This window comes from Xanthobacter sediminis, from assembly GCF_043195015.1.
Classification (GTDB): Bacteria; Pseudomonadota; Alphaproteobacteria; order Rhizobiales; family Xanthobacteraceae; genus Xanthobacter.
The window spans coordinates 50,560-71,854 of sequence record NZ_JBAFWH010000012.1; the positions used below are offsets into that span (position 1 = coordinate 50,560).

A 21,295-nucleotide genomic window follows, 5' to 3' on the forward strand; every position below is an offset into this window, starting at 1 on the left:
CGCCCGCCGCCCGCATATGGACGGTGGGCGTTTTGCTGTCCGGTGCCGCCTCCGGCCGCCTGCGCGGTGGATCATTCCCGCGTGATCGCGCGGAGCTTTCAAGCGCTTCCATCGGGGCGTGCCTCATCCCCATTGGCTCCGGCCTTCGACCGGTGCCGGGTGGGTTTGCTCAAGCGTCGCGCAGGTTTGAGCACAGCGCCATGAGCCAAGCTCAAAGAGAGCCCTGGCCAAGGCCGCGATGCCGTGGAGCGCCCGCGCCCGCCGCCGGAAGGCCGGCGCCTTGGTCGCGTGCTCGGGAGGCCCGTTGCGCTGCCTCGCGGTTGCCATGGCGGCGCCCCTTTCCATATGGCCGAAGGCTGGCAAGCCTTCCCACCAGAGGGTGTTTTCTGGCTGCTCTCTCGGGCCCCGGCCACCGCCGCGCGGCATCTGAGCAAGGCCCGCCGGGCGCCGGCCGGAGACCGGCGCCCGTGGCGTCACTTGTCCTTGCGGCGCATGGCCTCCGCCATCGCGGCGGCGAACGCGCCACCGCCGCTTTGGTCGCGGCCTGCCGGGCCGCGCCGGCCGTCGCGTCCGGCGGGAGCGGGCGTGGCCGGGCGCGGCGCGCCCTGGTCCGGCCGCCGGCCTTCGCCGCCCGCCGGCCGGGCGCCGGCGTCGTCCTTGCGCATGGAGAGGGCGATGCGCTTGCGCTTCACGTCCACGTCCACCACGCGCACCTTCACCACATCGCCGGCCTTGACCACCTCGTGGGGGTCCTTCACGAACCGGTCGGCCAGCGCGGAGACATGGACGAGCCCATCCTGGTGCACCCCGATGTCCACGAACGCGCCGAAGGCGGCGACATTGGTCACCGTGCCTTCCAGCACCATGCCGGGCTTCAGGTCGCTCATCTCGTGAACGCCCTCGGCGAAGGTGGCGGTCTTGAAGGCCGGGCGCGGATCGCGGCCGGGCTTCTCCAGCTCGCTCAGGATGTCGCGCACCGTGGGCAGGCCGAAGCGCTCATCCACGAAGGCGCGCGGGTCCAGCGCCTTCAGCGCCGCCGTGTCGCCCATGAGCGCGCGCACGTCGCGCCCGCAGGCGGAAACGATCTTCTTGGCGAGGTCGTAGGCCTCCGGATGCACGGCGGAGGCGTCGAGCGGCTCCTTGCCGTCGGGGATGCGCAGGAAGCCGGCGGCCAGCTCGAACGTGCGAGGGCCGAGGCGGGAAACCTTGAGCAGCTCCTTGCGGGTTTTGAACGCGCCCACGGTGTTGCGGTGGGCGACGATGGCTTCAGCGAGCGAGGTGCCGAGGCCCGACACGCGGGCGAGCAGGGAGGCGGAGGCGGTGTTGAGGTCCACGCCCACCGCGTTCACCGCATCCTCCACCACCGCGTCGAGGGCCTTGGCGAGGCGGGCCTGGTCCACGTCGTGCTGGTACTGGCCGACGCCGATGGATTTCGGCTCGATCTTCACCAGCTCCGCCAGCGGGTCCTGCAGGCGCCGGGCGATGGAGACGGCGCCGCGCAGGGAGACGTCGATGTCCGGCATCTCGGCGGCGGCCACCGCCGAGGCGGAATAGACGGAGGCCCCGGCCTCGCTCACCACCACCTTGATGGGCTTCCTGCCGTTCGCGTCCGGCGGCAGGGCCGCAAGGATATCCGCGGCGAGCTTGTCGGTCTCGCGACTGGCGGTGCCGTTGCCGATGGCGATCAGCTCCACATGATGCCGGCGGATGAGGCTCGCCAGCTCCGCCATGGCGCCCTGCACGTCGTTGCGCGGCTGGAAGGGATAGACGGTGGAGGTGGCGATGAGCTTGCCGGTGCCGTCCACCACCGCCACCTTCACGCCGGTGCGGATGCCGGGATCGAGGCCCATGGTGGCGCGCGAGCCGGCCGGGGCGGCCAGAAGCAGGTCCTTGAGGTTTCGGGCGAAGACGTGGATCGCCTCCTCTTCCGCGCGCTCGCGCAGCTCGCCCATGAGGTCGATGGTGAGATGGAGCGAGAGCTTCACCCGCCACGCCCAGCGCGCCACGTCCAGCAGGTAGGCGTTCGCCGGACTGCCATTCGCCAGCGGGATCTCGTAGGCCTCGGCAACGATGTGCTCCACCGGCTTGATGGGGCTGGTCGCTTCCTCGTCCACCACCAGGTCGAGGGTCAGCATCTCCTCGTTGCGCCCGCGCAGCATGGCGAGCACGCGGTGGCTGGGCGCGCCGGCCCATTTCTCGGTGTGGTCGAAATAATCGCGGAACTTGGCGCCGGCCTCCTCCTTGCCCTCGGCCATCCTGGCCTTGAGCATGGCATTGCCCTTCATGTAGGTGCGCAGGCGACCCACCAGGGTGGCGTTTTCGGCGAAGGTCTCCACCAATATGTCGCGGGCGCCGTCCAGGGCGGCCTTCACGTCCGCCACCTGATCGTTGAGGAAGCGGGCGGCCAGCTCGGCAGGGATCGCCTTGCGGTCGGAGAGGATGGTTTCCGCCAGCGGGCCGAGGCCCTTCTCGCGGGCGATCTCCGCCTTGGTGCGGCGCTTGGGCTTGTAGGGGAGGTAGAGGTCCTCCAGCTCGGCCTTGGTGGGCACGGCGAGGATCCTGGCGCGCAAATCGTCGGTGAGCTTGCCCTGGCCCTCGATGGAGGCGAGCACGGTGGCGCGGCGCGCCTCCAGCTCGCGCAGGTAGGAGAGGCGCTCCTCCAGGGTGCGAAGCTGGGTGTCGTCGAGGCCGCCGGTCACTTCCTTGCGGTAGCGGGCGATGAAGGGCACGGTCGCGCCCTCGTCCATGAGGCCCACCGCCGCGCTCACCTGGGCCGGGCGTGCGCCGATCTCGCCGGCGATGATGCGGGCGATCGCTTCGGCATCACCCGCCTTGGGGTTGCCTGTGGGCTGCGCGGCCATGGTGGTTCCTCGAATGTTCGTTTCGGGGGCACGGCCATAGCCCAGGGTTGCGGCGCTGTCACGGCAGCGGCGGGAAAGGCCACAGGAAAGGGCCCCTCCCGCCACGCATCAGGCGGAAAGGAGCTCCTCCATCGCATCCGCGAACCGGTCGGCCTGCGCGAGGGTGAGGCAGAGCGGCGGGCGCACCTTCAGCACATGGCCGAGAGGCCCGGCCGCGCCGATGAGGATGCCCTTCTCCCGCAGCGCGTTGATGAGGGCGGAGGCTCCCGCCGGGTCGGCCGCCCCGTCTTCCCGGGCCACGATCTCGACACCGAGATAGAGCCCGGCGCCACGCACCTCGCCGATGGCGGGGCAGAGCGCGCGCATGGCGTTGAGCCGCTCCGCGATGTGGGCGCCCACGGTGCGGGCGTTCTCCATCAGCCCGTCCTCGGCGATGGCATCGAGCACGGCGAGGCCGGCGGCGCTCGCCACCGGGTTGCCGCCGAAGGTGTTGAAATAGCCGAACTCGTCGGCGAAGCGGGCGAGCAGGTCAGGCCGCGTCACCACCCCGCCCATGGGGAAGCCGTTGCCCATGGGCTTGCCCATGGTCACCACGTCCGGCACCACGCCGTGGCGGGCGAAGCCCCACATGGCGGTGCCGGTGCGGGCGAAGCCCGGCTGCACTTCATCCGCGATGACGAGGCCGCCCAGCGCCCGCGTCGCCGCATAGGCCGGGGCGAGGAAGCCCACCGGGTCCGCATAGACGCCGTCCGAGGAGAAGATGCTGTCCACCAGCAGGCCGGCGAAGGGGATGCCCTGCGCGGCCATGTCCCCGGCGGCGGCGGTGATGGCGGCGGCGAAGCCCTTGCCCACGTCCGCCCCGTAGTGGCGCGGGTGGGGCGGCGGCACGGCGCGCACATGGGCCGGCAGCGCGCCGGTCCTGTAGGAGGAGGGGGAGACCTCAGTCACCGCCGCGGTATTGCCGTGGTAGGCGGTCTCGGTGACGACCATGCCCGTGCCGCCGGTTGCCCCGCGCACCAGCCGCAGGGCGAGGTCGTTGCTCTCCGAACCGGTGCAGGTGAACGCGACATTGGTGAGCGGCGCCGGGAAGTGCGCGAGCAGCCGCTCGGCATAATCGTGCACCTCGTCAAACAGGTAGCGGGTGTGGGTGTTGTAGCGCCCCATCTGGCGGGAGACCGCCTCCACCACGCGCGGGTTGCAGTGCCCCACCGAGGGGACGTTGTTGTAGAGATCGAGATAGGCGCGCCCGTCGGCGGTGAAGATCTCCGCGCCCTGCGCGCGCACGATGTGCAGCGGCTCCTCGTAGAACAGCACGGAGGTGGCGCCGAAGCTCCGGCGCCGGCGGGCGACGAGCTGCGCCACGTCTTCGGAGAGCTTGGCCCCGCCGTCGGCGGCGAAGGCATTGAGGGCGAGGATCTGCTTCTTCGCGCGAGCCGTCTGGCCCATGGGTGCACCTTTTCTTTTGCGTTCGTCCCCTGCCCGGAGGGGCGGGAGACGCTCCAAATCTCCGCGTCGCCGCGTTGTCCTCAGGCGAGCCGGCTCCGCCCCGCCTGAAGACGCTTTGGTCATCTGCCGTGGCGGGCGAGGAAGGCTTCCGCCAGCGCCAGCGTGCCCTGGGTGTAGGGGATGCCCATGGCCTGGCCCGTGGGCGTCTCGGCATGGGAGGCGACCCAGGCCGTGAGCTGGATGCGCCGCAGCATCACGAACAGGTCGAGCTGGTCGGAGGCGTCGGCCGGCAGCGGCGCCTCGGCGCGGTAACCCTCCATCCAGGCCGCCTTGAGCGCGGGCACGTAGGGCTCATGCTCCAGGAAGGAGATGGACGCGGCGAAATCGAACAGGAACCAGGAGAAGCCGCAGTCGTCGAAATCGATGAGGGCGAGCCTGTCCCCGTCCACCAGCAGGTTGGCGAGCCTGAGGTCCGCGTGCACGAGGCCGAAGCTGTCGGGCTGCGACAGGGGCCGCAGCTTCTCCTTCAGCAGCGCCGCCGTGCGCTCCAGGAGAAGGCGGCCCTTCTCGTCCAGGCCGAGGCTGGCGCGGAAGTCGCCCCAGTGGGGCGCATCGCCCAATGTGGTGTCGAAGTTCCACACCTTGCGGGTGAAGCCTTCCGGCCGGGTCCAGCCGCGCGCATGGGCGTGGAGGCGGGCGTGGATGGCGCCGAGCTGGCGGAACCAACCCACCAGATCCTCGCCCTCCGCCGGCTCGCCGCCGCCGAGGAACTCGAAGCCCACCACGTGGCGGGTGGTGCCGGCGTCGTCGATATCGGCGATGAGGCCGCCGTCCGCCAGCTCCAGCGGGCGCGGCGTGGTGATGACGTCGTCCGCGCGCAGGGCCGCGATCCAGGCGAGCTCGGAGGCGATCTCCGCCCGGCTGTGGTAGCCCGGCCGGTGGACGCGGAACACGAGCCTGCCGGCCTTCGCGTCGGTGACGCGGAAGGTGGCGTTCTCGGAGATGGTGAGCAGCTTCACCTCGGCGTCGGTGCCGAGCCCCCAGCGGGGCAGGGCGCCGCGCACGCCGTCCTCGAGCCGCTTCAGGAAATCGTCGTCGTAGAGCACTCGTCCCTCCCGCAAGGCTGCCGGTCCAGCAACGCCTTGAACTCGTTCAGCTCCATCACGTTGCAATAGATCATGTTGATGATGTCGAGCTCCGCCTCGTGCAGGGCCATGGAGGCGGCCGCGCAGCAGTCTTCCAGCACGATCACCTCGAAGCTTTCGTCCGCGAGGCTGCGCACGGTGGAGGCCACGCACTGGTCGGTGAAGATGCCCGCGCACACCACCGTGCGGATGCCGAGATTGTGCAGCATCAGCCGCAGGTTGGTGCCGGTGAGGGCGGAGTCCGTGGTCTTGGTCACCACGAGCTCGTCGCCCTCGGGCGCCACCTGCGCGACGATCCGGCTCGCGTGCTCGTCCTTCGGCAGCAGCAGGTTGTTGAAGCCGGGCTTCTTCTGGCTCAGCGAGCGCTCGCGCCCGTCGCGGGTGGCGCAGGCGATGCGGGCGTGCAGAACCTCCATGCCGCGGGCCCGGAAGGCGGCGAGCGCGGCGGCGATGTTGGGGATCACCACCTCCGCCATGCGGGCGTGGAAGGGCGTCCAGGCGTCGTAATGGGCGAGCGCCTCCGGCGGCACGCTGTCGCGCGCGGGGCGCTCCAGATAGGTGTTCTGCACGTCGATGACGAGCAGCGCGGTGGCGGCGGGCGTGACGAGGGGATCGTCCGGTGCCGGCGCTTCGGCGTAATAGAGGGAGCGGTGGCGCGTCTTCCAGCCGTTGTGCGGGTCTTCGGTCATTGGCCGCTCCGCTTGCCGGCGATCACCACCTCCACGCGCCCGCGCTCCAGCGCGCGGGCGACCGCGGGCGGGGGCGGCGCATCGGTGACCAGCCGGCCGATGTCGTGCCAGCGGCCCCAGATGGCGAGCGCCTGCTGGGCGAACTTGGTGTGGTCGGCCACCACCAGGGTTTCGGCCGCGCGCAGCATCATGGCCTTGTAGACCGATGCGGCCCCGGGCTCCGCCTCGCTCAGCCCCTCGGCGGTGATGCCGCTGGCGCCGAGGATGGCCCAGTTGGCGTTGTAGGACTGCAGGAACTCGATGGTCTCGCCGCCCGTCATCATGCCCTCGCGCCCGTTGTAGCGGCCAGGGCACATGAGCACGGTGATGGTGGGATTGGCCGCGAGCACGGTGGCCACCGAGAAGGAATGGGTGATGACGGTGACATTCCGGCACTCGGCCGCCATGCGCCGCGCCACATGGGTGGTGGTGGCGCCGGCGCCCACCGCCACCACCTCGTTGGGCTTGATGAACCGCACCGCGGCGGCGGCGATTGCCTCGCGCTCGGCCACCATCATCAGGTGGCGCTCGCTCACCGCGGGCTCGGTGCCCAGCGGGCGCACCGCGCCGCCGTAGGTGCGGCTGATGAGTCCCTTCTCGGACAGCTCGAACAGGTCGCGCCGGATGGTCTCGGTGGAGACGCCCAGCTCGCCCGCCAGCTCCGAGACGCGCAGGGTGGAGGAGGCCATCAGCTCGCGCACGATGCGCTCGTGCCGGGCGCTCTTCGAGAGGCGGGCGCGCTCGGCTTCCGGGGCATCCGGCAGGTCGGTGGGATCGTCCGCGCTCATGCCGCCCGCGCCTTCTTGACGATGAGGCCGAGGAGCGCGCCGCCGAGCAGCACGGCGGCGGCCGCGAGCGTCGCCATGGTGCCGAGCGCTGGAACCATGGGCGTGTAGCCCGCCACCATCTTGGCGTAGAGCCACTTCGGCACCGTGGAATCCGCGCCGGCGGTATAGAGCGAGAGCGGGAAGTTGCCCCACGACAGGAGGAAGGCGAACAGCGCCCCGGACCAGATGCCCGGCCACAGCAGCGGCAGCGTCACGTTGGTCATCACCTCCATCCGCGAGGCGCCGAGATCGAACGCCGCCTCCTCCAGCGAGGGATCGAAGCCGTAGACCTTGATGGCGATGACGAGGGTGACCACCGGCACGATCCACACCATGTGGGCGAACACCGCCGTCATCCAGGAGGTGGTGATGCCGAGCGCGGAATAGGCGAGCAGCAAGGCGAGCCCCAGCACCGGCTGCGGGAAGAAGACGGGAAGGAGAATGAGCTTCTGGTAGAGCTTCCTGCCCTTCCAGTCGTAGCGGGCGAAGGCCAGCGCGCCGAAGAAGGCGATGACCACCGAGAACACCGTGACCACCGCCGCCACCAGCAGCGAGTTCTGCACGATCATGGAGATCTCGATGGAATCCGCCGTCTTCTCCCACCACTCCGTCGAGAAGGCGCGGATGGGGAAGGCGAAGTAGCGGCCCTTGGAGACGCTCGCCAGCGCCACGCAGGCGATGGGCAGGTAGACGAGGAGCGCCACGAAGGCGGTCCACGCGGAAAGAAGCACGCGGGTGCGCAGCTTGTCCTGTTCCATCAGCGCCTCCCGAGCAGCCGGTCGAGATCGAGCCGGGCGAAGACGAGAAGGGTGAGCGCGCCGATGAAGGCCGTCACCACCACCGCCAGCGCCGAGCCGAGCGGCCAGTTCTGGGCATAGGTGAAGGCGACCTCGATGTCGTGGGAGATCACGATCACCGATTGTCCGCCGAGGATCTTGGCCTCCGAGACCGCGCCGATGGCGAGCACGAAGGTGAGCAGCATGCCGATGAGGATGCCCGGCATGGCCAGCGGCACCTCCACCTCCCGCCAGATCTGGAACCGGTTGGCGCCGAGGTCGCGGGCGGCGTCGATGAGGTCGCGCGGCACCATGGAGAGGCCCAGCGTGAGCGGGAACAGCATGAACGGCAGGTAGGTGTAGACCATGCCGGCCAGGATCATGCCGGGCGTGTAGAGCAGCGTCGGCGCGCCATCGAGCCCGAGCCACTTCAAGGTGCCGTCCAGCACCCCGTTCTTGATGAAGAACAGCACCCAGCCGTAGAGCCGCACGTTCTCCGACACGAACAGCGGAAACACGAACAGCACCGACACCAGGGACGACCAGCGCCCGAAGAGGAACACCATGCCGTAGGCGATGGGATAGGCCACCACCGCGAGGATGGCGCAGGTGAGCAGCGCGAACCCCACCGACCACGCGAAGGAGAACCACACCGTGTTGCCGGCCGAGAACAGCTCCGCATAGTTCGCGAGGGTGAAGGCGCGGAATACCTCGAACGAGCGTGGCGGCGCGAAGGAGAAGGCGAGGATGGCGACCAGCGGCGCCAGGAAGCCGGCCGCCAGCAGCACGGCCACGGGCAGGGCGCAGCGGGTGCCGGCGGCGGCCCACAGCATCGCGAGGCGGGCGGAGAGCGGCATGCCCGTGCGCGCGGCGGGGGGGGATGGCGGGGCGGAGGGCAGGGCGGTTTCGCCGAGGGCGTCGCTCATGGCTTCACGCCTTCACCGAGATGGCGTCGCGCACATCCCAGCCCAGCCGCACGTTGCGGTTGGCGGCGGCGGCGAGGGCCTTGGCGCGGGACAGCTCCACCAGCATCACCTTCTCGCCCACCCGCACCTGGTACTGAATGCGCGAGCCGAGGGCGTATTCGTTGTAGACCACGCCTTCCAGCACGTTGTCCGCGGCCTCGTCCTCGCCCAGGAAGCGCATGTATTCGGGGCGGACCACCACGAAGGCGGAAGAGGCCTGCGGATGGTCCTTGGGGGCGGCGGCGCGGAAGGCGCCGGGCACGTCCACGCCGCGCCAGCCCTCGCCCTCGCGCTTCAGCTCGATCACGTTCACCTCGCCCACGAACTCGGAGACGAAGCGGTCCACCGGGGCGGCGTAGATCTCTTCCGGCGTGCCCACCTGTACCAGGCGGCCGGCGCGCATGACGCCGATGCGGTCGGACATCACCATGGCTTCTTCCAGGGAATGGGTGATGTAGATGAAGGTCTTGCCGGTCTCGCGGTGCAGGTCCTTCAGTTCTTTTTCGAGAACCTTCTTCAGCTTGTAGTCGATGGCCGAGAGCGGCTCGTCGAAGAACAGCACCTCCGGGTCGTAGGCCAGCGCGCGGGCCAGCGCCACGCGCTGGCGCTCGCCGCCGGAGCACTTCATGACGTTCTTGCCGTAATAGCTCGCCGGCAGGCACACGATGGCCATCAGCTCCAGCGCGCGGGCCTTGCGGGCGGCGGCATCCACGCCCTTGATCTTCAAGGGGAACTCGATGTTCTGCCCGACGCTCATGTGCGGGAACAAAGCGAGCGACTGGAACACGAGGCAGGTGGGGCGCTTGTTGGCGGGCACGTCGTTGATGCGCTCGCCGTGCAGCGTGATGTTGCCCTCGCTCGGCGCCTCCATGCCGGCCAGCATGCGCAGCATGGTGGTCTTGCCCGAGCCGGAGGGGCCGACGATGGTGAAGAACTCGCCGTCGAAGATGTCGAGGTCGATCCGCTCCACGGCGGCGAAGTCGTTGAACGTCTTGCGCACGCCCACGAGCTGGAGGATGGGCTTCTTGTCCTTGGTGTCGCTCGCCATTGTCTTGCTCATGTGTCGTTCGCGCCTGTTCTGCCGCCGCCGGGGGGCGGGGAGGCCGGGCGGCGCCGCGAGGGGCGCCGCCCGGCCTGGAGGGCTCAACCGCGCACGCGCTTGGCGGCGGTCATGATGTCGAGGGCCTGGTCGTAGTCGGGCACGATGTCGTATTCGACGCTGCGCGCCATGTCCTCTTCCAGGCTGTCCCACTGGATGGCGTCCAGCTCCTTCTTGGAGAACAGCTTGAAGCACTCGGGATTGCCCATCTGGGTGACGGGATTGTAGGTGCCCTCGGCGAACGCCACCGTGTGCGCCACATCCGGCTGCTGCACGTACTTCAGGAAGGTCTCCGCCAGCGGCGAGAGCTGGGGGTTGTTGACCAGCGAGGTCACCTCGATCCAGGCGATGCCGCCCTTGCCGCCGGCCATGGGCCCCTTCAGGGGGGTGATGCCGCGCATCTGCGGGTAGCCGTCGGCGCGGGCGGGGGAGACCGAATAGGTGCCGCCGGTGAGGTGCAGGTCGATCTCGCCGGAGATGAGGGCCTGGTTCATGGCGGCGATGTCGCCGATGAGCTTCGCGCCCTTGAACACGCGCTTGGCGGTTTCCTCGAACTTCGCCATCTCGTCGGGCGTGTGCTTCTTGAACGGGTCGATGCCCGCCACCACGAACAGGCCGAAGACGTTCCAGTCGTCGGATTCGAGAATACCGTACTTGCCGGCGAGCTTGGGATCGTTGAACAGGTCCCAGCCCACCTCCTCGGCGGTCTTGCGCGAGATCTTGTCGGTATTCACCACGAAGGAATAGGGCCCGAACCGCTGGACCATGCCCAGCAGCTCCTTGCCGCTGTCGTCCATCGCCCATTTATACGGCGGCTTGAACTGGGGGAGCATCTTGTCGAAATAGGGCTCGAAGGTCTCGCGCGGGAGCGGCCGGATCAGCTTCTCCGGGTACATGACCTTGCGGGCCCAGGGATTGTTGACGTTGATGAGGTCCCACACGTTGGTCTCGCCCGCCCGGAGGCGGTTGATCATGGTGGGGTCGTTGGTGAGGCTCTCGGCCTTCACGGTGGCGCCGTGGGCCTTGCGGAAGGGGTCCAGCACCTGGGCCGAGTTGTAGCCCTCCCAGCACAGGATGTTCAGTTCCTTGTCGCGGGCCGCGAAGGCGTTCCGCACGCCCGCGAAAGGCCCGGCCGCGAGGGCGAGGCCCCCCGCCGCCATTCCCTTGAGAACTGACCGCCGATTGATCGTCATGGAGTTCGCCTCTGGCTGCTCACGCGTCTGGAAGGGGTCCCCGTGGCATGCCGCCTCCGTTGCCGCGCCGGCGGGGCCGGGCGGTGGAGGGGGTGCTTGAATGTGGGACTCTTGTTGAACTGTGTTGGATGTTAAGCGTCACGAGTTGGGCTTTACAACACATTTTTCGCCGGGCAAGGTGGTTTTTGCCAACTTTCGCGCCAGATGGCGCGGCTGCACAAAAACTCATCCAGAAGCTCACCTAAGGGGAACTCATCATGCTGAAGGCGCTCGCGGGGCGGACCGTCATCGTCACCGGCGGCAGCAAGGGCATCGGCAGGGGCATCGCCAGGCGCTTCGGCGCGGCCGACCTCAACGTGCTCGTGGTGTCGCGCGCGCTGGCGGAGGCGGAAGCCGCCGCCGCCGAGATCGGCCCCAACGCCTCGGGCTTCGCCGCCGACGTGTCGGACCCCGAGGGGTGCAAGGCGTTTGCCGCGGCGGCGCTGGAGCGCTACGGGCGCATCGACGTGCTGTGCGCCAACGCCGGCATCTTCCCCGCCGCCAAGCTCGACGTGATGACCGCCGCGGACTTCGACCACGTCATGAACGTGAACCTGAAGGGCACCTTCCTCTCGGTGGCGGCTGTGCTGCCGGCCATGAAGGCGGCGAAGTGGGGGCGGATCGTGGTGACGAGCTCCATCACCGGCCCCATCACCGGCTATCCCGGCTGGGCGCACTACGGCGCCTCCAAGGCGGGCCAGCTCGGCTTCGTCCGCACCGCCTGCATCGAGCTCGCGCCCTGGGGCATCACGGTGAACGCGGTGATGCCCGGCAACATCAGGACCGAGGGGCTCGACGGCCTCGGCGCCGACTACATCTCCAAGATGGAGGGCTCCATCCCCCTGAAGCGCCTCGGCAGCGTGGACGACATCGCCAACGCGGCCCTGTTCTTCGCCTCGGAGGAGGCGGGCTTCATTACCGGCCAGACCCTGGTGATCGACGGCGGCCAGGTGCTGCCCGAATCCCTGATGGCGCTGGAGGAGATGGCGGTGGTGTGAGGCGCCGGCCTTCGGTCAAGCCTGCGCGGCGCTTGCGCGAATTCCGCTTGGCCCCGCTCAGGCACCGGAGCCGGCGACATGAGGCCATCCCGGAACGGAAAGGGCGCCTCCCCTGCACGGGGGGAGGCGCCCTTTCTCCTTACGCCCTGTCGTCGTGCCTCAGAGCACGCCGCCGATGATGGCGAGGCCCGCCACCGCCACCGCCGCGCCGGCGCCGCGCACATACTTCTCGCCGTGGGTCTCGCCGAAGCGGCCGATGGCCATGCCGATGCCGATGCCCGCGAGGTGCAGCAGCGCCGTGGCGCTCATGAAGCCGAGGCCGTAGGCGAGGCCGGAGGCGTCGGTGGGCATTTCCGAGCCGTGGGCATGGCCGTGGAAGATGGCGAAGAAGCCCACCACCGCCATCGCCGCCGCCAGCGGCGCCTTGAGCCCGAACGCCACCACTGCGCCCAGCACCACCACGGAAAGGCCGATGCCCAGTTCCACGAACGGCACGTCCACGCCGGAGATGCCGAGGGCCCCGCCCACCGCCATCAGGGCCACGAAGGTGGCCGGCACCGCCCACACGGCGCGCCCGCCGAGCTGCCAGGCGAAGATGCCCACGGTGACCATGGCCAGCAGGTGATCGAGGCCGCCCAGCGGATGGGCGAAGCCGTGCGCGAAGCCGTGGGTGGCGCCCACGCCGGTGTGGGCGAAGGCGAGGGAGGGCAGCAGAGTGGCGGCGGCGGCCAGAAGGGCCGTGCGGGGAAAGCGACGCATCGAGGGGCTCCTTAGGGTCTTGGCTGTTCTCAATCTGAAAGGGGTCAACAGATCCGGGGAAGCTGATCGCCGACCAGCATGTCGACGATGCGCTCGCCCCCGAAACGGGTTTCCATGGTCACGCGGCCGGGCCGGTCCGCGCTCACGGTGCCGATGGCGGCGGCGTCGCGGCCCAGGGGATGGGCCCTGAGCGCGGCCAATGCCGCGTCCGCCTCCGCCGCCGGCACCACCGCCAGGATCTTGCCCTCGTTGGCGAGGTAGAGCGGATCGAGGCCGAGGATCTCGCAGAAGCCGTGCACTTCCGCGCGCATGGGCAGGGCCAACTCGGAGAGGCGCACGCCGACGCCGCTCGCGTCCGCCAGCTCGTTCACCACCGCCGCCACGCCGCCGCGCGTCGCATCGCGCATCATGCGGATGCCGGGGGCGGCTTTGAGGAGGGCGTCGATCAGCCCGTTGAGCGGCGCGCAGTCGCTCGCGATGGCGGTGTCGAGGGCGAGGTCGCCGCGGGCGTTGAGGATGGCGGCGCCGTGGTCGCCCAGAAGGCCGTTCACCAGCACCACGTCGCCGGGTCGCGCCTTGGCGATGCCGACATCGAGCCCTTTGCGCACCACGCCGATGCCGGTGGTGGTGACGAACAGCTTGTCGCAGGCGCCGCGCGCCACCACCTTGGTGTCGCCGGTGGCGATGAAGACGCCGGCCGCGCGCGCGGTTTCGGCCATGGAGGCGGCGACCCGGCGCAGCACCTCCACCTCCAGCCCCTCCTCGATGATGACGGCGCAGGAGAGGGCCACCGGCTCCGCCCCGCCCACCGCGAGGTCGTTCACCGTGCCGCACACCGCGAGCTTTCCGATGTCGCCGCCGGGGAAGAACAGCGGGTCCACCACGAAGCTGTCGGTGGTGAAGGCCAGCCGGTCGCCCTTCGCCGCCAGCGCGGAGAGATCGAAGCGCGCTTGGTCCTCCGGCGCGGCGCGGCTGGCACCCGAGAAAGCGGAGAGGAACACGTTGTCGATGAGGTCGCGCATGGCGCTGCCGCCACCGCCATGGGCGAGCGTGACGGTCCGGGCGCTGAAGGCGCGGCGGGCGGGCGCGGGCTGGGTGGGCGTGGAATGAGCGGTCATGCGGCTTCCCCCCTCAGGCCGCCGTATTGGTAATAGGCGGCGCAGGCGCCCTCGGAGGAGACCATGAGCGCGCCAAGCGGGGTCTCGGGCGTGCAGCCCTTGCCGAACTCGGGGCAGGCCCATGGCTTGGCGGCGCCGGTGAGCACCTGCCCGCAGCGGCACTGGGCGGGGTCCGCCACCTTCACGTCGGGCACGGCGAAGCGCCTTTCGGCGTCGAACGCCGCATAGGCCTCACGCAGCCGCACGCCAGAGCCGGCGATGGAGCCGAGGCCCCGCCACTCGAAGGTGGCGCGCGGCTCGTAGACCTCGCCCACCGCCTTGAGCGCCGCCGGGTTGCCATGCGCCGGCACCACGCGGGCATACTGGTTCTCGATGCGGGCTTCTCCCGCCTCGATCTGCCGGAGCACCATGAGCAGCGACTGCAGCAGGTCGATGGGCTCGAAGCCCGCCACCACGAGCGGCTTTCCGAACTCCTCGGCGATGAAACGGTAGGGCTCCGTGCCGATGACCATGGAGACATGGCCGGGCCCGACGAAGCCGTCGATGCCGAAATCCTCCTGGGAGAGCAGCGCCCGCAGGGTCGGGATGATGGTGATGTGATTGCAGAACAGGGAGAAGTTCGAGACCCCTTCGCGCGCGGCGCGTTGCACGGTGAGCGCGGTGGAGGGCATGGTGGTCTCGAACCCCAGGCCGAAGAACACCACCTGCCGCTCGGGATTGCGCTTCGCCAGCGCGAGCGCGTCGAGGGGCGAATAGACCATGCGCACGTCGGCACCCTCGGCCTTGGCCTGCAGCAGGCTCTTCCGCGAGCCCGGCACCCGCATGGCGTCGCCGAAGGTGGCGAAGATGACCTCCTCCCGCTCGGCGATGGCGACGCAGTCGTCCACCCGCCCCATGGGCAGCACGCACACCGGGCAGCCGGGACCGTGCACGAACTCCACGAGATCGGGCAGCAGCCCTTCGAGGCCATAACGGAAGATGGCGTGGGTGTGCCCGCCGCACACCTCCATGATGGCGAAGGGCTTCTCGCGCCCGCGCTCCAGCCGCGCGGAGACGGCCTCGATCTCCTTCACCAGGGCCCTGGCGAGGGCGGGGTCGCGGAATTCGTCGACGAAGCGCATGGGCGTCACTCCTGGCCGGACATGGAGGTGGTGGGCGCGGGCGAGAGCAGCTCGACGCTGCCGGTGGTGAGCGCCTCCATCTCCGCCGCCGCCTCGCCGATCTCGCTGAGCACCTTCAAGGTGGCGGCGGCCTCTTCCTCGTCGATCACGCTCATGGCGAAGCCCACGTGCACCAGCACCCAGCTTCCCACCAGCGCCGCGAGCGGCGCGCCGGGCTCGGCCACGCACACCACGTCCACGGTGCGGCGCACGCCGGAGACGTCCACCACGCACAGCATGGCGTCTTCGTCCGCCACGGAAACGATGCGTCCTGGAATGCCGAGGCACATGGCGTCTCTCCTGTCCGGATCAGTGCGAATTGGCGAAGGTGGCGCCGCGGGCGATGCCGTAGCGGTCCAGCTTGGCCCGCAGGCCGACGCGGGAGAGGCCCAGCTCTTCCGCCGCCCGGCTCTTGTTCCAGCGGCAGCGCACCAGGGTCTCCGTGAGGATGGAGGCCTCCATGCGCTCGATGCGGTCCTTCAGCAGCCCGCCGCCCGGCAGGGCGATGGCCTCGGGCTCCACCCTGGCGGTGGTGGCGGCGGCGGCGCGCAGCACGTGGGGCGAGAGCAGGTCGGCGCCCAGCACGTCGCGCTCGGCCAGCACCAGCATGCGGGTGATCTCGTTCTGCAGCTCGCGCACGTTGCCGGGCCATTCGTAGGCCTTCATGCAGCCCAGCGCCTCCTCGCTGAAGCCCTTGGCGCGCTTGCCGTGCTGGTTCGAGAGCGCATCGAGGATGCTCTGGGCGAGCACGGGGATGTCCTCGCGCCGCTCCCGGAGGGCCGGCAGGGTCAGCACCATGGCGCAGAGGCGGTAGTAGAGATCCTCCCGGAACCGCCCGCGCCCCACCTCGCCGTGCAGGTCGCGGTGGGTGGCGGCGAGCACGCGCACGTTCACGCGCTTGGATTCGTTGGAGCCCACCGGGCGGATTTCCCCCTCCTGCAGGAAGCGCAGCAGCTTCACCTGGAAAGCCGGGGAGATGTCGCCGATTTCGTCGAGCAGGATGGTGCCGCCGTCCGCCTGGTCGAGCAGGCCGATGCGGGTGACGTGGGCACCGGTGAAGGCGCCCTTCTTGTGGCCGAACAGCTCGGATTCCAGAAGCTCGTCCGGGATCGCCCCGCAGTTCACGGCGAAGAAGGGCCGGTCCGAGCGCAGGCTGGAATAATGGATGGCGCGGGCCAGCAGCTCCTTGCCGGTGCCGGTCTCGCCGTGGATCAGCACCGGCACGTCGAACGTGGCCACCTGGGCGGCGCGGGTGCAGGTTTCCGAAAGAGGGCTGCCGGGGGCGCGGATGAGGGTGTCGAAGTGGAAGATCTGCGCCACCCGCTCCCGCCGCGCGGCAAGCCGCGCCTCGGCGGTGGCGGCGGTGAGCTTCATCTCCAGGCTGAGGCGCTCGTGCTCGCGCTGGAGCTGGAACAGGTGCGCCGCATTGCGGGCGGCGAGCAGGAGCTGGTCCGGGTGCCAGGGCTTGGGAATGAACTGGTAGATGCCCGCCGCGTTGATCGCGCCGATCATGTCCTCCGGCTCCGAATAGCCGGTGACGATGATGCGCAGGATGTCCGGCCAGCGCTCGCGCACCTCGGTGAGCAGCGCGACGCCGGAGGTGCCGGGCATGCGCTGGTCGCAGAAGATCACCTGGATCCACTCGTTCTCCAGGATGCCGCGGGCGGCATCGGCGTCGAGCGCGGTGAAGACGTCGAACTCCTCGTCGAGCACGCGGGCGATGACCTCCACCGAGCGTGGCTCGTCGTCCACCACCAGGAGCGCGGGGCGGCGGCTCATCTCAGGCCTCCCGCGCGGCGGCGGCGCGCAACGCGTGGGCACGCGCCTCGGCGGCGCCCGCCAGCGCCTCCAGCCGCGCGGCGCGCGCGCCCCTGAGCCAGGAGAGCCAGGGCGACAGGCCCACATCCCCGCGCGATGATACGCGCAGGATCTCGGCCCGCGGGTTCACCCGCGCGATGTTGCGCTCCAGGGCCGCCATGTCCGCGTCCACATGGGGGGCGAGGTCGGCCTTGGTGATGAGCACAAGGTCGGCGCCCTCGAAGATGTCAGGATATTTCAGTGGCTTGTCGTCGCCCTCCGCCACCGAGATGAGGGTGACGCGGCGCGTTTCCCCGAGGTCGAAGGCCGCGGGGCAAACGAGGTTGCCCACATTCTCGATGAACAGCACGCCGCCGTCCGGCAGCGGCAGCTTTTCAAGGGCGTGGCCCACCATGTGGGCGTCGAGGTGGCAGCCCTTGCCGGTGTTGATCTGCACCGCCGGCACGCCCACGGCGCGGATGCGCGCGGCGTCGTTGTCGGTCTGCTGGTCGCCCTCGATGACGGCGCAGGGGAGGGCCCCGGCGATGGCCTTCAGTGTCTCGACGAGGAGGGTGGTTTTCCCCGCCCCCGGACCGGAGAGGAGATTGAGCGCGAGGATGCCGGCCGCTTCCAGGCGAGACCGGTTATCCGCGGCGTAGCCGTCGTTTTTGGCGAGGATTCCGGTTTCGATCTCGACCATTCGTGCCTGGGAGAGTCCGGGCGCGTGGGCGCGGGCGGGGCCTTGTCCGTAGTCCAGGGTCTCCGCGCCCGCGTGATCACGATCATGATGACGATGATCACCAGCGTGGCGGTGGCCGCCGTGATGAGCGTGATGGCGAGATGCATGGTGCGGTGCGCGGGTTCCGGGAACGTCCTGGGCATCACTATAGCCCAGGTTGTCCGCCGGGCCATGGTCATGCTCATGCCCGTGTTCATGGGCGCCATGGGGGTGGCTGTGGGTCGTGCCGTCCGCGTGGGTATGCGTGTGCGCGCCATGGTCATGGTCGTGCCCATGGTCGTGCCCATGGTCGTGCGCGTGGCCGTGAGCCTCGGAAATGGTGGCGCCGTCGCCGCCGCAGCCGCAAACCGTGCACATCACATCACCTCCAGGTCCTTGATGGTCATCTCGGTGCCGCCATTGGGCAGAAGGCGCTCGCCCCCGCACCGGGGGCAGGGGTCGAGCCGCGCCGCGAGCGGCACCGTGTCGTTGCAGTCGAAGCACCAGGCGGTGCCGGGCTCGTCCAGCACCACCAGCTCGGCGCCCTCGGCGAGGGAGCCCTTCATCACCACGTCGAAGCCGAAGCGCAGCGCCTCCACCTCCACGCCGGCGAAGCGGCCGAGCTTGAGGCGCACCTTCGTCACGCGGGAGAAGCTCTGCGCCCGCGCCGCGTCTTCCAGCGCGCTCCTGAGGCTCTCGCACAGGGCCATCTCATGCATGGCGCAGGGCCCCTTCCAGATCGAGCGTGACGGGCACGCAGGGATTGACGGCCGACAGCAGGAAGCCCGCCAGCAGCGGCGTCGGGGGCGAGGCGGCGTCGAGTGTCGCGAAGGCCCGCTCCAGCAGGCCGCCTGGCGCGAGGTTCCAGGCGCTGGGGGAGAGGATGCGGTAGCGCGCGACGCGCCCGCCTTCTACCCGCGCCCCGTGGCCGAGCAGCCCGCGCGCGGCCTCCGCGAGCCCCGTACCGGCCGGCGATGAGGGCGCGGCGGGGCCAGGGCCGGAGAGGAGCGCCAGCAGATCGGCGAGGCGCGCCAGCAGGCGCACGAAGATGCTCGGGCCTTCCTCCGCCAGCAGCGCGTGGAACAGCGGCGTGCCGGCCACCCGGCCGAGGGCACCCGTCTCCCGCAGGGGTGGTGTGCGCGGCTCCGGCGGGCTGGGTTCGGCGCGCGGCTGAGTGGAGCCGGGAAGGCCGTCGCCGGCATCGGGGCAGAGGGGCGCCGCGTCCCGCAGGAGGAGCGCGGGCGCGGTGGCACCTTTCGTCGCCCCGTCCGGGATGCCGCGGGCCCCATGCCCGGCCGCAGCCTCACGGTGGGCGGCTGATGCGTCGCCGTCCTCGGCCAGGGTGCCGACGAGGTCGGCGGCGGTCAGCTCGGGCAGGCCGGCGCGGCCGTCGGCGGGGTCGCTCTCGCGCCGCAGGCGGCAGAGGATGCGCGCCGTGGCGGTCTCTCCGGCGCGGAGCCAGCCATCGAGCGCGGCGGGCGAGAGGGCGCAGAAGTCGCGTCCCGCCATCCCCGCGCCGGCGAGGGCGGCGGCAAGCGCGAGGTCCGCCTCCGGCCCCGGCCGCGCGAGGGCGCCGAGGGCGGCGCGGTCCGGCGTACCGCCGAGCAGGGTGGGCCAGCCGTGGAGGATGGCGAGGGCATGGTCGCGCACGCTCTCGCGCGCCATCGCCGCCCCGTCCGCCGGGGTGGGCAGCCCTAGCGCCCGGCGGGCGGCGAGGCCGTGGGCCGCGCCGCACAAATTGAACACCAGCGGCACGAGGCGCGCGGCCGCCTCGACCGTCCGCCCCGCCAGCGCCAGCGCCGGGTCCGGCCCCTCCGTGCGCACGAAGCGCCACGCCCGCGGCCCGCCGGCGGGATCGCGGAGAATGGCGAGGCGCTTGAGGGTGGCGGCGCTCATGGCTGCGCGTCCGCCTCGGTCTGCGTGGCGGCCGCCGTCTCCTCGCGCGCGGCGAGGCCCGGCCCGAAGATCATGGCGCGGCGCGAGAGGGTGGTGGGGGCGCCCTCGGCCGGGGCGGCTTCGGCGCGCTCCTGTTCTTCCCGGCGCGCGGCGTCCTCCTCCGCCCTGCGGCGGATCTCGCCGGAGCGGCTGCCCTCGGCGCGGTTGGCGGGATCGAGCAGGCCGGGGATGATCGCCTGCGCCGTCTCCACCGCCTGCAGCATGGAGGAGAAGTCGAACATGGGGGAGAACAGGGAGCAGGCCCTGTAGGGCCCTGTCTCCTGTCGCTCGGCGGAGAGGAATTCGTAGGTGCCGGAGGGAAAGTCCATCAGCTCGCGGGTGCCGGTGGGCAGGCCCGACCAGTCCTCGCCGGGCCCCGGCAGCGCGATGATGTTCATGAACCACGGCGTCACCAGCACGCCGATCACCCGCCCCTCGTGGATGCGGAAGCCCACCGCCTTCACCGAGAGCGCGCCGTTCACGAACGGCACGCCCTTCATGCGCGCGGCGTTGATCTCCTGGAACACCGCCTCGAACCGGCCGGGCGCGGTGGCAAGCAGGTGGGAAAGGGCGGCCTCCTCCGGCGTCGGCTCCACCAGCACGGCGGAGGTGCCGGCGGCGCCGCCGTCAAGCACCATGAACTGGTCGCGCGGGCCGTCGCACACCGGGCAGCGCCAATGGCCGGGCAGGTCGTTGAAGGCGGTGCCGGCTGGCACCTGCCACGTCTCGCAGCCCTCGGCGGGGTCGTAGACGTGCCAGCATACCTTGCATTCGAGACGCGCCGTGGGCGCGAGGCGGGCCCGGTCGCCGAGGTAGGAGCCTTCGAAGGTCTGGGGCGGGGCAGAGGCGCTCATGGGGCCCTCACGCGATGGCTTCGAGCACTTCGGCGAGGCGCTCGGCGGAATCGCCGATGTCCTCCGCCGCGGCGCAGGCCACTTCCGGCACGTCGCACACCTCGATGGTGTCGAGGATGAGCACGTCGGTGGAGTTGTAGAAGCGCACCCGCCACACGCCCTTCAGCGCGGTGGAGTCGATGCGGCAGTTGCCGTAGCCGCGCGAGAGCACCACCGTCGCGCCCCGGCCGAGCCTCTCGTCGAGCATGGCGAGGTCCTCCGGCGTGTGGGGCAGAAGGGAGAGGTTGATGACATGGGGCCCGTCCCCCGCCTTGCGGGTGGCGGCGCGGTGCTCGATCTCCACCAGCAGGGCGGGCGCATTGAAGATACCGGGGCCGGCGGCCTCGGCGAGGCGGGCGGTGTCGAGGGCCCAGGTCTCGTCATGGGCGCGCAGGACGGCGCCGCGCGGGAAGGCGGAGACCTCCACCCGGTCCGCCCCCTCCGCGCCGGACAGGCGCCACACGCCGGCGAAGGTCGCTTCCTGGATGTCCATGGCGCGGCCGGGCGCGGAGACCTTCACCGCCACCTCGCCCTCGCCCAGGGTCTCGTCCACCAGGGCGAGGTTCGCCTTGTCGAGATGGGCGAGCGTGACGGTGAGGCTCTCGCCCGGCATCCAGCTCCGCAGGGCCGCGAGGATCTCGCCCAGCGCCGCCAAAGCGGGGGCGAAGCGGGCCGTGTCCTCCACCTCCGGCAGGTGGGCCTCGAAGGTGCGCATGCCCGATGGCAGCGGCATGTAGGCGAGGCCTTCGTCCTCGGCGGTGGGCTGGGTGCCGGGGCCGAAGCCGATGGGCGCCTGGGTGGCGAAGGGGCTGGAGGACATGGGGCAGACCTCGGTAGG

Annotated in this window: 20 protein-coding genes; 1 reads left to right on the top strand and 19 read right to left on the bottom strand. The window is 70.7% G+C overall.

Annotated elements, in window-relative coordinates; translation table 11 throughout:
• Window positions 1–473: 473 nt before the first annotated feature.
• The 9 genes from V5F61_RS15910 to V5F61_RS15950 all read right to left on the bottom strand — a co-directional run bounded on the left by V5F61_RS15910 (window position 474) and on the right by V5F61_RS15950 (window position 11,040).
• A complete protein-coding gene (locus V5F61_RS15910) occupies window positions 474–2,861 on the bottom strand; it encodes a Tex family protein (protein WP_393989454.1) in 2,388 nt (795 codons plus the stop codon).
• Window positions 2,862–2,969: 108 nt separating this feature from the next.
• A complete protein-coding gene (locus V5F61_RS15915; protein ID WP_393989455.1) occupies window positions 2,970–4,307 on the bottom strand; it encodes an aspartate aminotransferase family protein in 1,338 nt (445 codons plus the stop codon).
• Window positions 4,308–4,426: 119 nt separating this feature from the next.
• Window positions 4,427–5,413 carry a phosphotransferase enzyme family protein gene (locus V5F61_RS15920; protein ID WP_393989456.1) on the bottom strand — a complete coding sequence of 329 codons (987 nt, stop codon included), beginning with the start codon at window positions 5,411–5,413 and terminating at the stop codon, window positions 4,427–4,429.
• Window positions 5,389–6,141, bottom strand: a complete 753-nt coding sequence (locus V5F61_RS15925) for a cysteine hydrolase family protein (protein ID WP_393989457.1) — start codon at window positions 6,139–6,141, stop codon at window positions 5,389–5,391. Before V5F61_RS15925 ends, V5F61_RS15920 begins: the two co-directional genes overlap by 25 nt.
• Window positions 6,138–6,968, bottom strand: coding sequence for a DeoR/GlpR family DNA-binding transcription regulator (locus V5F61_RS15930; protein WP_393989458.1), 831 nt, complete (start codon window positions 6,966–6,968; stop codon window positions 6,138–6,140). The genes V5F61_RS15925 and V5F61_RS15930 overlap by 4 nt, the downstream gene beginning before the upstream one ends.
• Entirely contained in the window at window positions 6,965–7,765 is an 801-nt protein-coding gene (locus tag V5F61_RS15935) for an ABC transporter permease (RefSeq protein WP_393989459.1), read from the bottom strand. The genes V5F61_RS15930 and V5F61_RS15935 overlap by 4 nt, the downstream gene beginning before the upstream one ends.
• Window positions 7,765–8,709 (bottom strand): ABC transporter permease, encoded by a 945-nt coding sequence (locus V5F61_RS15940; RefSeq protein ID WP_393989460.1) that lies wholly within the window; start codon window positions 8,707–8,709, stop codon window positions 7,765–7,767. Before V5F61_RS15940 ends, V5F61_RS15935 begins: the two co-directional genes overlap by 1 nt.
• Window positions 8,710–8,713: 4 nt before the next feature.
• Window positions 8,714–9,808 carry an ABC transporter ATP-binding protein gene (locus tag V5F61_RS15945; protein WP_393989461.1) on the bottom strand — a complete coding sequence of 365 codons (1,095 nt, stop codon included), beginning with the start codon at window positions 9,806–9,808 and terminating at the stop codon, window positions 8,714–8,716.
• A gap of 83 nt (window positions 9,809–9,891) precedes the next feature.
• Entirely contained in the window at window positions 9,892–11,040 is a 1,149-nt protein-coding gene (locus V5F61_RS15950) for an ABC transporter substrate-binding protein (protein WP_393989462.1), read from the bottom strand.
• Between the two features lie 257 nt (window positions 11,041–11,297).
• Between V5F61_RS15950 and fabG the strand changes: the two genes are divergently transcribed.
• Window positions 11,298–12,077: a 3-oxoacyl-ACP reductase FabG gene (fabG, locus tag V5F61_RS15955; RefSeq protein ID WP_393989463.1), complete on the top strand. Its 780-nt coding sequence runs from the start codon at window positions 11,298–11,300 to the stop codon at window positions 12,075–12,077.
• Window positions 12,078–12,236: 159 nt separating this feature from the next.
• Here the strand turns inward: fabG and V5F61_RS15960 are convergent, their stop codons facing one another.
• The 10 genes from V5F61_RS15960 to V5F61_RS16005 form a co-directional block, all read right to left on the bottom strand.
• Window positions 12,237–12,836, bottom strand: coding sequence for a HupE/UreJ family protein (locus V5F61_RS15960; RefSeq protein ID WP_393989464.1), 600 nt, complete (start codon window positions 12,834–12,836; stop codon window positions 12,237–12,239).
• Between the two features lie 44 nt (window positions 12,837–12,880).
• Window positions 12,881–13,954, bottom strand: coding sequence for a hydrogenase expression/formation protein HypE (gene hypE / locus V5F61_RS15965; RefSeq protein ID WP_393989465.1), 1,074 nt, complete (start codon window positions 13,952–13,954; stop codon window positions 12,881–12,883).
• Window positions 13,951–15,075 (bottom strand): hydrogenase formation protein HypD, encoded by a 1,125-nt coding sequence (gene hypD / locus V5F61_RS15970; RefSeq protein WP_393989466.1) that lies wholly within the window; start codon window positions 15,073–15,075, stop codon window positions 13,951–13,953. Before hypD ends, hypE begins: the two co-directional genes overlap by 4 nt.
• 5 nt (window positions 15,076–15,080) lie before the next feature.
• Entirely contained in the window at window positions 15,081–15,404 is a 324-nt protein-coding gene (locus V5F61_RS15975) for a HypC/HybG/HupF family hydrogenase formation chaperone (protein ID WP_393989467.1), read from the bottom strand.
• Window positions 15,405–15,423: 19 nt separating this feature from the next.
• Window positions 15,424–16,893 carry a sigma-54-dependent transcriptional regulator gene (locus V5F61_RS15980; protein ID WP_393989468.1) on the bottom strand — a complete coding sequence of 490 codons (1,470 nt, stop codon included), beginning with the start codon at window positions 16,891–16,893 and terminating at the stop codon, window positions 15,424–15,426.
• 1 nt (window position 16,894) lies between these two features.
• Window positions 16,895–17,611, bottom strand: a complete 717-nt coding sequence (gene hypB / locus V5F61_RS15985) for a hydrogenase nickel incorporation protein HypB (RefSeq protein WP_393989469.1) — start codon at window positions 17,609–17,611, stop codon at window positions 16,895–16,897.
• Window positions 17,612–18,006: 395 nt separating this feature from the next.
• Window positions 18,007–18,348, bottom strand: coding sequence for a hydrogenase maturation nickel metallochaperone HypA (gene hypA / locus V5F61_RS15990; RefSeq protein ID WP_393989470.1), 342 nt, complete (start codon window positions 18,346–18,348; stop codon window positions 18,007–18,009).
• Window positions 18,341–19,525 (bottom strand): nickel-dependent hydrogenase large subunit, encoded by a 1,185-nt coding sequence (locus V5F61_RS15995; RefSeq protein ID WP_393989471.1) that lies wholly within the window; start codon window positions 19,523–19,525, stop codon window positions 18,341–18,343. The genes hypA and V5F61_RS15995 overlap by 8 nt, the downstream gene beginning before the upstream one ends.
• Complete coding sequence (locus V5F61_RS16000; RefSeq protein WP_393989472.1) at window positions 19,522–20,418, bottom strand: [NiFe]-hydrogenase assembly chaperone HybE; 897 nt, start codon at window positions 20,416–20,418, stop codon at window positions 19,522–19,524. The genes V5F61_RS15995 and V5F61_RS16000 overlap by 4 nt, the downstream gene beginning before the upstream one ends.
• Window positions 20,419–20,425: 7 nt before the next feature.
• On the bottom strand, window positions 20,426–21,277 hold the full coding sequence (locus tag V5F61_RS16005; RefSeq protein ID WP_393989473.1) for a hydrogenase expression/formation protein: 852 nt from the start codon (window positions 21,275–21,277) through the stop codon (window positions 20,426–20,428).
• Between the last annotated feature and the right edge of the window lie 18 nt (window positions 21,278–21,295).

What these genes read in the sequence shown, in the direction of transcription:
- V5F61_RS15980 (WP_393989468.1), bottom strand. Translation starts at nt 16,893, where the DNA reads ATGAGCCGCCGCCCCGCGCTCCTGGTGGTGGACGACGAGCCACGCTCG.
- hypD (WP_393989466.1), bottom strand. Translation starts at nt 15,075, where the DNA reads ATGCGCTTCGTCGACGAATTCCGCGACCCCGCCCTCGCCAGGGCCCTG.
- V5F61_RS15975 (WP_393989467.1), bottom strand. Translation starts at nt 15,404, where the DNA reads ATGTGCCTCGGCATTCCAGGACGCATCGTTTCCGTGGCGGACGAAGAC.
- hypA (WP_393989470.1), bottom strand. Translation starts at nt 18,348, where the DNA reads ATGCATGAGATGGCCCTGTGCGAGAGCCTCAGGAGCGCGCTGGAAGAC.
- fabG (WP_393989463.1), top strand. Translation starts at nt 11,298, where the DNA reads ATGCTGAAGGCGCTCGCGGGGCGGACCGTCATCGTCACCGGCGGCAGC.
- V5F61_RS15915 (WP_393989455.1), bottom strand. Translation starts at nt 4,307, where the DNA reads ATGGGCCAGACGGCTCGCGCGAAGAAGCAGATCCTCGCCCTCAATGCC.
- V5F61_RS15910 (WP_393989454.1), bottom strand. Translation starts at nt 2,861, where the DNA reads ATGGCCGCGCAGCCCACAGGCAACCCCAAGGCGGGTGATGCCGAAGCG.
- hypE (WP_393989465.1), bottom strand. Translation starts at nt 13,954, where the DNA reads ATGACCGCTCATTCCACGCCCACCCAGCCCGCGCCCGCCCGCCGCGCC.
- V5F61_RS16005 (WP_393989473.1), bottom strand. Translation starts at nt 21,277, where the DNA reads ATGTCCTCCAGCCCCTTCGCCACCCAGGCGCCCATCGGCTTCGGCCCC.
- V5F61_RS15960 (WP_393989464.1), bottom strand. Translation starts at nt 12,836, where the DNA reads ATGCGTCGCTTTCCCCGCACGGCCCTTCTGGCCGCCGCCGCCACTCTG.
- V5F61_RS15945 (WP_393989461.1), bottom strand. Translation starts at nt 9,808, where the DNA reads ATGAGCAAGACAATGGCGAGCGACACCAAGGACAAGAAGCCCATCCTC.
- V5F61_RS15995 (WP_393989471.1), bottom strand. Translation starts at nt 19,525, where the DNA reads ATGAGCGCCGCCACCCTCAAGCGCCTCGCCATTCTCCGCGATCCCGCC.
- V5F61_RS16000 (WP_393989472.1), bottom strand. Translation starts at nt 20,418, where the DNA reads ATGAGCGCCTCTGCCCCGCCCCAGACCTTCGAAGGCTCCTACCTCGGC.
- hypB (WP_393989469.1), bottom strand. Translation starts at nt 17,611, where the DNA reads ATGGTCGAGATCGAAACCGGAATCCTCGCCAAAAACGACGGCTACGCC.
- V5F61_RS15925 (WP_393989457.1), bottom strand. Translation starts at nt 6,141, where the DNA reads ATGACCGAAGACCCGCACAACGGCTGGAAGACGCGCCACCGCTCCCTC.
- V5F61_RS15930 (WP_393989458.1), bottom strand. Translation starts at nt 6,968, where the DNA reads ATGAGCGCGGACGATCCCACCGACCTGCCGGATGCCCCGGAAGCCGAG.
- V5F61_RS15940 (WP_393989460.1), bottom strand. Translation starts at nt 8,709, where the DNA reads ATGAGCGACGCCCTCGGCGAAACCGCCCTGCCCTCCGCCCCGCCATCC.
- V5F61_RS15950 (WP_393989462.1), bottom strand. Translation starts at nt 11,040, where the DNA reads ATGACGATCAATCGGCGGTCAGTTCTCAAGGGAATGGCGGCGGGGGGC.
- V5F61_RS15935 (WP_393989459.1), bottom strand. Translation starts at nt 7,765, where the DNA reads ATGGAACAGGACAAGCTGCGCACCCGCGTGCTTCTTTCCGCGTGGACC.